Source organism: Flagellimonas pelagia, from assembly GCF_003584135.1.
Lineage (GTDB): Bacteria > Bacteroidota > Bacteroidia > Flavobacteriales > Flavobacteriaceae > Flagellimonas > Flagellimonas pelagia.
This window is the reverse complement of record NZ_QXFI01000026.1, coordinates 500,361-512,423: the sequence shown is the minus strand read 5'-3', so window position 1 is coordinate 512,423 and position 12,063 is coordinate 500,361. Positions and strand designations below refer to the sequence as shown.

At 44.3% G+C, this 12,063-nt stretch carries 7 protein-coding genes; 1 reads left to right on the top strand and 6 read right to left on the bottom strand.

Annotated elements, in window-relative coordinates:
- Positions 1 to 27: 27 nt before the first annotated feature.
- From porN to topA, 6 genes are all read right to left on the bottom strand, one after another.
- Positions 28 to 930: a type IX secretion system ring subunit PorN/GldN gene (porN, locus tag D2V05_RS12270; protein ID WP_119647928.1), complete on the bottom strand. Its 903-nt coding sequence runs from the start codon at positions 928 to 930 to the stop codon at positions 28 to 30.
- Between the two features lie 26 nt (positions 931 to 956).
- The gene (porM, locus tag D2V05_RS12265; RefSeq protein WP_119647927.1) at positions 957 to 2,528 is read right to left on the bottom strand and encodes a type IX secretion system motor protein PorM/GldM; all 1,572 of its coding nucleotides are present in this window, start codon (positions 2,526 to 2,528) and stop codon (positions 957 to 959) included.
- 65 nt (positions 2,529 to 2,593) lie between these two features.
- The gene (gene porL, locus D2V05_RS12260) at positions 2,594 to 3,250 is read right to left on the bottom strand and encodes a type IX secretion system motor protein PorL/GldL (RefSeq protein WP_119640063.1); all 657 of its coding nucleotides are present in this window, start codon (positions 3,248 to 3,250) and stop codon (positions 2,594 to 2,596) included.
- A gap of 81 nt (positions 3,251 to 3,331) precedes the next feature.
- The gene (gene porK / locus D2V05_RS12255; protein WP_119647926.1) at positions 3,332 to 4,705 is read right to left on the bottom strand and encodes a T9SS ring complex lipoprotein PorK/GldK; all 1,374 of its coding nucleotides are present in this window, start codon (positions 4,703 to 4,705) and stop codon (positions 3,332 to 3,334) included.
- A 121-nt stretch (positions 4,706 to 4,826) separates the two neighbouring features.
- A complete protein-coding gene (locus D2V05_RS12250; protein WP_119647925.1) occupies positions 4,827 to 5,984 on the bottom strand; it encodes a formimidoylglutamase in 1,158 nt (385 codons plus the stop codon).
- 228 nt (positions 5,985 to 6,212) lie between these two features.
- Positions 6,213 to 8,696: a type I DNA topoisomerase gene (topA, locus tag D2V05_RS12245; protein WP_119647924.1), complete on the bottom strand. Its 2,484-nt coding sequence runs from the start codon at positions 8,694 to 8,696 to the stop codon at positions 6,213 to 6,215.
- A 187-nt stretch (positions 8,697 to 8,883) separates the two neighbouring features.
- Between topA and D2V05_RS12240 the strand changes: the two genes are divergently transcribed.
- The gene (locus D2V05_RS12240) at positions 8,884 to 12,018 is read left to right on the top strand and encodes a WD40/YVTN/BNR-like repeat-containing protein (RefSeq protein ID WP_119647923.1); all 3,135 of its coding nucleotides are present in this window, start codon (positions 8,884 to 8,886) and stop codon (positions 12,016 to 12,018) included.
- Positions 12,019 to 12,063 lie beyond the last annotated feature (45 nt).

Sequence of the window (12,063 nt, the reverse complement as noted above, 5' to 3'; positions counted from 1 at the left end):
CTAAAGTCCTTTAAAACCCAAGCTTCATTAATATGCCCACATATCCTGCTCTCTATCCCTAATGGATTCTTTGATCCTTTGGGCCTCAAGCAATTGGAACAATGCATTATCAAAAATGTAATCGTCGATTTTACGATCTTCATGTACGTTTTCCTCTTTGTAGATCACCCCGTTGAAGCGTCTTGCGTTCAACAGCATGTCAAAGGAAAGGGGTCTTGCAGAGTTCCTCTGGTTGTACACCTTGGCCTCGTGCAAAATTTGCCTGGCCGCAGGGAACCATACCCAGAACAATTCAACTTTGTTAGAATTTGGATCTACAGACTCGTCGTCGATAAAGTTCACGTCGGGAGCAACGGGTGCAATCCCCAACAAACGATATTTAAGCTCTCCCTGGCGCTTATCAAAATACCAGATACCTTTTATGTGGTACTCCTCAATGTCCGCAGCGGTAAGATCCCTTTTGTTGATAAACTCAGGGGAAATTTGTTCACCGGCATTCATTTGTTCGTAACCAAGGTCCGTGGTATCGATTTTGCTCAAGGTCGCAGAAAGGTCTTCCAGTTTCCTTTTTTCGGTAAAATAGGAATCCGTATAGACTTCTGTGAGCTTTCCATTTCTGATGTTCTTCATCAGAACGTGGTACAAAGACCTTCTGTCTGCCCCGATACCAATGGTATCGGTGGGGTAGTACAGCGGAAAGTTGACACGCTCGTCCAGGTCGATAATCTCCCAAACGGTCTTGGACCAAAGGATATCCCTATCATCCACGTAACCGTACTTAAGGGGCTCATCGGCGTCCTGCTCTATTTGAGCTTCGGTCTTTTTGCCAATATCACCGGGCAACTTGGCATTCAAGATGTTTGCCTGACCCATCATTGATACGGGCAACACGCCCAACAATCCGATTATTAATGCATTTTTCCAATTCATGATCACTTGTATACTTTTATACTTTATTAGTTTGTAAGCTCAACCATAACAGGAGATACTTTCTTCAACTTGTAGCTCTTGTTATTGGTGATATACGCTTGGATATCGAATATCTGGATGGCGTCGCCCCTTCCGGCTCTCCTAAGAGCGGATTTGGCCCTTGCATCCAATTTGTTTCCACTAACTACTACGGTAGGCTGACCAGGAACTTTGAACTTGAACTCGCTAACGGCAAGGTTCAAATCGAAATCGAAGTCTTCCAACATGGCACTTACAGTGGCAATTTCAAGGTTGTTCCTTGGCATTTTGATGCTACCAGCCTCACCACGAACGGTACCGCTAGGTCTTGGAATATCCTTGATACGGAACTCAGATTTGGTAGAGATACCTTTACCATCTGGCAAGGTACCAGAAGCGGTAATGGTCACAGATCTACCTGTACCTGGGTTCATGATATAGTTGCTTCCGCTTCTTCTGGTCAAACCAGCGGCAGACGCAGTTACTTTGTTATCAGGAATACCAGGAATGGAGATGGTCATTGGGTTGGCCACACCACGGTATACCACATTCATCTTATCCGCAGAGATCACCGCTGCATTAGGCATGGAGATGGTGGCAAAAGTGTTATTCACTTCCACGGGCACCTCGTTACCGTCCTGCATGTAGGTCATGGTTCCTTTGATGGTGTGGTCACCAGGGGTACCGGCACTGATCAACATTTTGATACCACCAGCTTCCAAAGCGTAATCTGTTCCTTCCTTCAATGGTCTACCATCCAAGGTCAATTCAGCTTTTACCGGAGTAGAGGTCTTGTCAGTCTTACTAACAATGATCTTACCATCGTATTTTTCACCGGTGTAGTATGCTGTTTTTGGAGCGGACAATGTACTTGCAAAGTTTGTAAGGGATACAGCGGCCGTCAGGTTACCTTCCAAAAGATTTTTCAATACCTCTTGTTCGGTAGTTTTAATATCGGATTGCAATTGGGTCAACTTGGTCAAAGAGGCTACCAATGGGAACCCTTCATAATGATAGTTGATCCAATCTTGACGCGTACCATCCCTTTTCTTCACTTTTCCGTCGGCATCACCAGTTGCAAAACGAGTCTTTACAGCTTCCTTAACAGCTGTAAATTTATCTTCGGGCAACGTATTGATCACACCTTCACGGTAATCATTGATCTGCTTCATGAACTCTTTTCCTTCAGGGCCTAAATTATCGCCTTGGAAGAATTTTTGGTCCAAGTAGTCAGATTTGTCCATGACCACATAATCTTTTGGATCTTCGAGATCCTTGGTCATTGCTTTCTTCAATCCTTCCAAATAGTTGTAGTACGTATCGGAAAGTTCTTTGATCTTTTGAGCATCTTGGTAAAGTTCACCGTACTCTTCCGCATTTTCCTCTGCCTTTGTGCCCAAGCTGGCCAAAAATTCAGAGTTGTTTGCATCCATGTTCGTATTTGAAGTCTCCAGCTTTTCGTTCATAAGACCGAAAGCCGCAAGTACTTCCTTGCTCATATTCAGGGCCAACATCGCGATGAAGATCAAGTACATAAGGTTGATCATCTTCTGACGTGGTGTTTGTTTTCCTCCTGCCATGTTTTCTAATTAGATTTTAAAATTAATTTGATTTGGGTTTGTCTTTTGTTGATCAAAACTTCTAATTAGTTTCTACCACCCATGGCGGAAAGCATACCTCCGTAAACTCCGTTCAAAGAAGATAGGTTGGTGGCCAAAGATTCCATTTGATCTTTCAAGGCACCTGCATTCTGTACCACTTCCTCGTTGATAGAGGCTTGACGGCTAGCGCTTTCCAACTGTACTTTGTACAAGCTGTTCAAAGACTCCATTTGAGCGGCAGCGTGTGACAACTCTTCAGAGTATTTTTTGGTGTGTTGGATGGCATCTGTAGTAGGCGCGATATTTTTAGCGGCACCTTCAAAACTCTTGATGCTCTCACCCAAGCTAGAGAATAGATTGGCATCGATGTTGGCTTCTTTAAGCAATTCGTCCAATTTTCTGGAAAGGATACCTTCTGCTTCCTTGGCATCTTTGGCATCTTGCTTTTTGCTAGCGGTTTGTTGACCACCTGCCAACTCTGGGTAAACCAAAGCCCAATCGTATTCGTCATCTACTGGTTCAAATGCACTGATAGCGAAGATCAATGCTTCCGTAATTAGTCCAACCGCAAGAAGAAGTCCACCTGTAAGGGGTCCAAACTCCCAGTGAAGGATCTTGAACAATGCACCAATAATTACTACCGATGCTCCAAGCCCGTAGGCCATGTTAAACAATTTTTTTGTTGATTTTGACTGTGCCATAATTCTAGTTTTAATTAAGTTATATAAATAAGTATTTGGTTACAAACTTTGATTTATATAATGTTCTCGTTGAATTCTATTTTATAATCCTTTTCCTTTGGTCGAGTCTTCCTCTCCCATATAATCCTGTACCGTTCTGAAGCCGATGTAGCTCCTTGCAGAATCTTGGTACTCATAGTCCCTGGTGCTCACTTGAAGGAAATAAGCAACATCCTTCCAAGATCCACCGCGTATCACCTTTCTTTTGTTCTGGCCCGATCCCACGTTGGGGTTCATGGTTGAAAGATAATCGTATGCGTTTTGGTCAAAACTTGAACTTGTCCACTCCGACACGTTTCCAGCCATATTGTACAAATTGTAATCGTTCGGCTCAAATGATTTTGCCTCCACGGTATACAATGCCGCATCAGCGGCATAATCTCCACGCTGTGGTTTAAAGTTGGCCATAAAACAACCGGTATCACTGATCACATATGGCCCCCCCCATGGATACGTTCCTCCTTCAATACCACCTCTTGCGGCATATTCCCATTCGGCTTCGGTAGGCAACCTGAACTGGTTCACGAACTGTTTGCCACGGGATTTTTGGTCGTCATTTTTGAATTTGGTCCTCCAGTTACAGAACGCCTTGGCCTGCATCCAGTTTACACCCACTACAGGATAATCACTGTAGGCATCGTGCCAAAAATAATCGTTGTGCATGGGTTCGTTATAGGAATATTCAAAATCCTTGATCCAAACCGTAGTATCTGGATAGATCTCCAATTCTTCGTGTCTGATAAAATCTTTTCTTCTTCCGGTCTTGGCCCTAGCAGCGGCCTCAATGTCCATCCAGTTATACTTGTACTTCAGTTTGGTCACATCAATGGACCTTAGACCATTATAACTTTCTTCTTCAGGAAGATAAATGGAATCCATTACTTCGGAATAGTATTCATCTGGATATTCGGAAGTATCCCAGATCAAATCCACATCCTTGTTCAATGCCCTTCCTTCATAGCCTGTTTCACCAAGTCCGGCGTAGTTGTCGAGCATGTATTTGTCATAAGCGGAAAGCTCGGTGGTGTCAGTATCCTTAAAAGCATACTCCCCGATACCTTCGTCTTCCGGTCCAATGCCAAGCTCATCGGCCAAGATGGCCAATCTGGTCCTTACAATGGAATCCTTTACCCACTCCACAAACTGTCGGTATTCGCTGTTGGTGATTTCCGTATCGTCCATATAAAAGGAACGAACGGTTACCGTTCTTGTCGGAGCGTTCAATACTTTCGCCTGATCCTCCTCAGCTTTACCCATTACAAAGGCGCCGCGGGGAATCAGTTCCATCCCATAGGGTTTTTCTGGATGCCATTGTTTTCCACTGACCCCAACTAGTTCACCTTTTGACCTTGATTTAGAGCCACAACTGCTTAGCAAAAAAACAAGTGCTAGAGATGAAAAGAATAGCTTTCTCATACTTTAGGTTAAATTATCGATTCAAGATTTTAGACTGTGAAACACATTTTCATTACTCTCAAAACTGATTTTTGAATAAATTATTGTGCAAACACAACCAATGCTCAAAATTTTAATTTGTTCAGTTAAAGCCTTTCCTATAGGCTTTGAACCACCTTTCTGGGATAATTTGGTTGCAAGCATCCAAATAGTCCTCTTCGGTGCATGGTAATAACGCCACCGAATTTGTTTTAGTATGTTCAGCTAAAATTGATGGGACCTCTACCCACCAGCGTTCCGTAACATGGCTTTTGTAGAATACCAGTTCTTCCGAATCGGTGGGCACGGTAAATTTTGTGAAGTCTTCGCTCTTGGAGCTGGGCTGTTCCTTGATCCTGAAACTCAGCCCTTCTATAAAATACCAAATGATCTGGGCAATCATTTGAAATGCTTGATATGAGTTCTCCCCTTCGTAGATACCAAAAAGGGAAACCCTATCGCTGATGCCAGCGTACCGGGCAATGGCACATATCTCCCTTCCCGTGAAACCATTTGGGGAAAAGTTCTTGGACATTCCTATTTCAGCTGCCCTGATGGCCCTAAGGTCCAAGCTTACGATATCACTGCTCCGCAAAACAGGCTCGGCCAATCCTATGTTGTTGGCAATCTCTCCCAAACGGTATGCATCAAAGAACAGTCGTTCCATAAGATCCATTTCTTCCTGTGCATTGAAATAGCTCTGGTAACCGATATTGGAAAAGTTGAAAAGATTGTTGGGCTTATCGGTAATGATCTTACTCATATAGGAGTGGGACGATATCAGCTCCTCATCTTCCCCGAAATCAAAACGGCTATCGATGGATACCAGGTTCACCATATCCTTGATCTTATCAAAGGCCCTGTACGTGGGATACGTAATGTCTTGGGTAAGACCGATCACTATCGGAATAATATTTTCTTCCAAAAGCCCGGCCACGATTTCCTTTACCACAAAGTAGGTGTCCTCTACGGAATCACCTTCCTCCACATCCCCTATATCGATGATGGTAGAGTTCCAATTGCCCATCATGAGCTTGTACAATTGGATGCGCACCTCATCCAAATCGAGTTTCTCCGGCTTCTTTTCAAAAGCGTTCCTGGATTCCAGAACGCCAAAAATGGCGACATCGGCCTGGGCAAAGACGGGAAGTCCGTCTTTCTCTGTGTGCATAAAAATGTTCTTGCCCAATGCCTGTTGTGGCAACAATTCGGAATGTGCCAATACCTTGTCCGAAACAGGGACCAAAAAATCGAACGCCATCTTTTATTTGAACTTAATGATATTGTTTTGAATTCAATTCCGAAATCTGAATCAATTCTAAAATAGAAATATTATTTTTTAATACTTATCCTCCCAACTATGGTCAATCCAATTCCGAGTCCAACTAAGAGTCCAGAAATAAAATCCATAGTGTCATTTTTAAGGACAAATCGAATGGCAATTCCAACTAATAAGAATAGTAGTCCAATGATTCTCACTTTATTCATATTATTTCTTTGCCTTTGTCTTGGCTTTTTTCTTTGGTGCTTTCTTTTCGAGCAGGACCTTGGCTTCTTCCAGTGTCATCTTGGCGGCATCCACATCTTTGGAAAGCTCCACTTTTACCCTACCTTTTATAATATTATGTCTTCCCCATCGGGCCTTTTCGATCCTAATCTTTTCCTCCGGCCACTCTTGGACCACTTTCTCGGCCTCCTTTATTTTTTTGTCCTCGATCAATTCGATCACATCGGCCTGTGACAGATGATCAAAGTCGTATTTTTTGTTCACGTTGATGAACATGCCGTCCCATTTGATGAAAGGACCAAACCTTCCCTTTCCCTTGGTCACCTCTTTACCTTCGTAAGTGGCAATAGGCGCATCGGCTTTTTCTTTTTCCTGGATCAATTCAATAGCCCGTGCCAAATCTACATCGAAAGCACTTTCGCCTTGATCCAGGGAAATGAATTTTTTACCGAAACGTACATAAGGACCATATCGGCCCACATTGGCCTCCACTTCTTCACCTTTATGCACTCCAAGCTTTCTTGGCAATTGGAAAAGTTCCATGGCTTCTTCAAAAGTGATGGTACCGATGGACTGTTCGGGCAGTAAACTGGCGAACTGCGGTTTTTCTTCCTCGTCCACCGTTCCTATCTGCACCATCGGGCCAAAGCGACCCAACCTTACGGATACCTGTCGCCCCGTTTTGGGATCTACACCCAATACCCGTTCACCACTGGCACGCTCAGCAGTTTCCTCAACCTCCTGTACGTTCGGATGAAAATCCTTGTAAAAGTTTTTCATCATTTGTTGCCAATCCTCTTCGCCGGCGGCAATCTCATCAAAATCTTCTTCTACCTGAGCGGTAAAGTTATAATCGAGAATCTTGGTGAAATGGTTCACCAAAAAGTCATTTACGATCATTCCTATGTCCGTGGGAACCAATTTTCCTTTATCCGACCCCACCATTTCAGAGAGTTTTTGTTCCGAGAGTTTCCCGGATTCCAAAACCATCTGAACATATTTTCGCTCCGTTCCTTCAACACTGCCTTTTTCCACATAGCCCCTATTTTGGATAGTGGAAATGGTAGGCGCATAGGTAGACGGTCTTCCGATACCCAATTCTTCCAACTTTTTCACCAAAGAAGCTTCTGTGTAACGATACGGTGGTCTGGTAAACCTTTCTGTTGCAGAGATGTATATATTTTGAAGTGCCTCGCCCACACGAAGGGCAGGCAACATGCCTTCTTGTTCCTCCACATTGTCCTCATCATCGGTTCCTTCTAGATATACCTTAAGAAACCCGTCAAACTTGATCACCTCTCCATTAGCAGTAAATTCCTCGTCGTGGGTACTGGCCTTAATCTTCACATTGGTACGCTCCAGTTCCGCATCACTCATTTGCGAAGCAAGCGTCCTCTTCCAGATCAATTCATAAAGCTTGGCCTGGTCCCGCTCCAATGATGGGGACTGCAACTTCATATCGGTAGGGCGAATGGCCTCGTGGGCCTCTTGGGCACCTTTGGTCTTTCCTGTAAAGTTTCGCACTTGGCTATACTCATCACCATAACTCTGTATAATCGCATCCTTAGCCGCAGAAAGGGCTTCATTGGAAAGATTGACACTGTCCGTTCTCATGTAGGTGATCAAACCGGCCTCATAGAGTCGTTGGGCCACCTGCATGGTACGGCTCACCGAAAAATATAGCTTTCGCGATGCTTCCTGTTGAAGGGTCGACGTGGTAAACGGTGGCGCAGGGGATTTTTTGGCCGGTCTTTTGGCCAAATCGGCAACCGCAAAATCAGCGCCGATATTATTTTTCAAAAAAGCCTCGGCAGCCGCCTTGGTCGGGAAGGTATTGTTTAACTTGGCAGCAAAAACATTCCCGCCGTCCGTTTTGAATTCTGCCTTTACACGAAATGATGCTTCAGGGGTGAATCCCTCAATCTCCCGTTCGCGTTCCACGATCAAACGCACGGCAACGGACTGTACCCTACCTGCCGAAAGCCCTGGTTTTACCTTTTTCCAAAGCACCGGGGAAAGTTCATAACCCACCAAGCGGTCCAAGACCCTTCGGGCCTGTTGAGCATTTACCAAATTGTAGTTGATATCCCTGGGATTTTCAATGGCCTTTTGAATGGCAGATTTGGTAATGGAGTTGAAAACAATCCTTTTGGTCTTGCTCTTATCCAACTTCAATTCTTCCGCCAAGTGCCAAGAAATAGCCTCTCCCTCGCGGTCCTCATCACTGGCCAGCCAGATCACATCGGCTTTTTGTGCAAGGTCCTTGAGTTTTTTCACCAAGGTTTTCTTCTCTTTGTCTACGGTATATTTTGGCTTGAAATCGTTCTCCACATCCACTCCCAATTCCTTTGAAGGAAGGTCTACGATGTGGCCGAAACTTGACTCAACTTGATAATCTTTTCCTAGGAATCGCTCTATGGTCTTTGCCTTTGCAGGGGACTCTACAATAACTAAATTCTTTGGCATGCACAGGGTTTTGTGGTAACAAAAGTATATTAAAATTTAAACTTTAAGATTTGAAACCTTTGATTTTGATACAAATCACCTAAAATCTTTTTGAAAATTGAAAACTGACAATTATAAGTCAGGGAATAAAATAGAAGCTGAATTTATTAGTATTTTTAAAGACAATAACTAGCTAAACCTCTTTAAAATGAACCATCGTTACTTGATCTTGGCACTTGCCTTGGTCTGTTGGCATCCAACCTTTGCACAAAAAAAATCAAACAAAAATACGGTAACCTATGATCAGTCCCTCTATAGTGGTATGGAATGGCGCATGGTGGGTCCACATCGAGGCGGACGTGCCGGCACAGTAACCGGAGTACCTAATGACCCCAACCTATATTATATGGGTACGGCGGGTGGTGGCGTTTGGAAATCCGCTGATGCAGGGAACTCTTGGGAGTGCATTTCCGATGGATACTTTGGTGGTTCCATTGGAGCGGTCGCTGTTTCGGAATCTGATCCCAACATTATGTATGTAGGTGAAGGGGAACAAACCCTTCGCGGTAACGTTTCCTCAGGAAAAGGACTTTGGAAAAGTATGGATGCCGGTGAGACATGGCAATTCATCGGATTGGAAGATTCCGAGCATATTGCCCGTATCCGCATACATCCTAAAAATCCGGATATCGTTTATGTAGCGGCCATCGGAAATTTATGGAAACCAAACAAGACCCGAGGTGTTTACCGTTCCATGGATGGCGGCAAAAACTGGGAAAAGGTTTTATATGTGAGCGATAAGGCTGGGGCTGGAGACTTGATCATGGACCCCAACAATAGTAGGATTCTCTATGCGGCTACTTGGGAAATGAAACGAAATGGGTACCGCATGGACAGTGGTGGACCGGATAGTAAGATGTTCAAAAGTACGGACGGGGGTGATACTTGGGCCGATATTTCCGAACATTCTGGCTTGCCTGGCTTTCCTTGGGGGATAGTGGGCATTGCGGTTTCACCATTGGATTCTGATCGGGTTTGGGCTATCATTGAAGCTAAGGATGGTGGTGTATTCCGTTCCGATGATGCCGGGAAAACCTGGAAAAAAATCAATGAGAACCGCGCCCTTCGTCAACGGGCTTGGTATTACAGTAGAATTTACGCCGATACCCAAAATATTGACAAGGTCTGGATCATGAACGTAAGTTATGGTGTTTCCACAGATGGCGGAAAAACCTTCACTTTAAAAAATGCCCCCCATGGTGACCACCACGACCTTTGGATAGACCCCAACAACAACCAAAGGATGATCATTGCAGATGATGGCGGTGCACAGATTTCGAACGATGGTGGCAACAACTGGACCACCTATTACAACCAACCCACGGCGCAATTCTATCGCATTGCCACGGACAGTATTTTTCCCTATCGCATTTATGGTGCCCAACAAGACAATACCGCTCTTAGAATTTCACATCGTTCATCTGGAGCAGCTATTACCGAAGAGGATTGGGAACCTACCGCAGGAGGTGAGAGTGCCCACTTGGCACCCGATCCCAAGAACAATCAGTTGGTGTATGGCGGCACCTATAAAGGATACATGAACCGATTGGACCATACCACTGGGCAGACCATTTCCACCAATGTGTGGCCGGACAATCCAGCAGGTTCTGGGGCAGAAATCATGAAATACCGTTTTAACTGGAACTATCCGGTCACCTTCAGTAGACACGACTCCAATGTCCTTTATGCGGGCTCCAATTACCTGCATGCCACTACCGATGGCGGTCAGTCCTGGAAAACGATTTCCCCTGACCTATCAAGAAGTCTACCTGAAACCATCATGTCTTCCGGTGGACCCATCACCCAAGACAATACAGGGGCAGAGTTCTATTCCAACGTTTTTGTGATCAGCGAATCCATTCTGGAAAAAGGAGTGATCTGGACTGGAAGTGATGATGGCCTCATCCATGTAACAAGAGACAATGGGGTAACTTGGGAAAATGTGACGCCTCCCGCTTCCATGTCCCCCAAATTGAACATGATCAACTGTATCGACCCTAGTCCATTTAAAAAAGGAACCGTTTATGTAGCTGCCAGTTCCTACAAGTTTGGGGATTATACACCCTACCTCTACAAAACTGACGACTACGGCAAAACATGGAAATTGATAACAAACGGTATCACCAATAATTATTACACAAGGGCCATCCGGTCAGACAAGACCAGGGAAGGTTTACTTTATGCCGGTACCGAATGGGGCATGTTCATTTCTTTTGATGATGGAGAATCGTGGGTTCCTTTTCAGTTGAATTTGCCCATTACCTCTATCAGGGACCTTCATTTAAGGGACAATGATCTTATTGCCGCCACACATGGCAGAAGTTTTTGGATGATCGATGACCTTACCCCGTTACACCAACTTTCGGACGAAGTCAAGAACAGTGAATTTTATCTTTACAAACCCGATATGGCTTACCGTATGCACCAAGGTGGCGGTTGGCAGGAACCGGACACCAAATTGGTAGGTGAAAACCATCCGAATGGCGCCATTATCAATTTCTACTTGAAGGATTTGAAGGATGGCGACAAGGTCTCTTTGGATATTTTGGAAATGGACGGCACCCTTATCCGAAGCTATGCTAACACGGCGTCACCTGATAAGATGAAACCATCATCCACCCAAAAATTGGAAGTGAAAAAGGGAGGTAACCGCATGGTGTGGAACATGAGGCATCCAGGGTATGAAGAATTTAAGGGAATGATCTTTTATTCATCCCCCAATGTAGGTCCAAAGGTTGTTCCTGGCGATTACAAAGTACGTTTGACCTATAACGGGACCACCATGGAACAGACTTTCTCCATTCAAAAAGACCCGCGCATTCCCCTTACGCAGGATAATTTTCAACAACAATTTGATTTTTTGATGAAAGTTCGGGACCAAGTTACCCGGGCAAACAAGACTATCATCAACATCCGTGACATTAAGAAGGATTTGGCCTATCTCAAGGAAAAGACTACGGATAATGCCGAGATCAAAAATTTGGTGGACACTTTTGAATCGGAGCTTTCCATTATCGAAAACAATATCCACATGACCAAAAACCAAAGTAGTCAAGATCCTGTAAACTTTGGAATCCGAATTAACAATAGACTTGCTTTCCTATTGGCAGATTCACAGCGTGGTGATCAACGGCCCACCAAACAAGCCCAGGAATTTTTTGGGGAAGTCACCAAAGAGTTGGACGTACAGATCAATGCTTTAAATACTTTGGTTAAAAAGCACGCTACGGCCATCAATGAAAAAGTGGAGGAAAACCACATCAAAATGATATCTATAGAATAACCCAAACCATGTGGAATAATAAAAAAACGCCCTTTATAAGGGCGT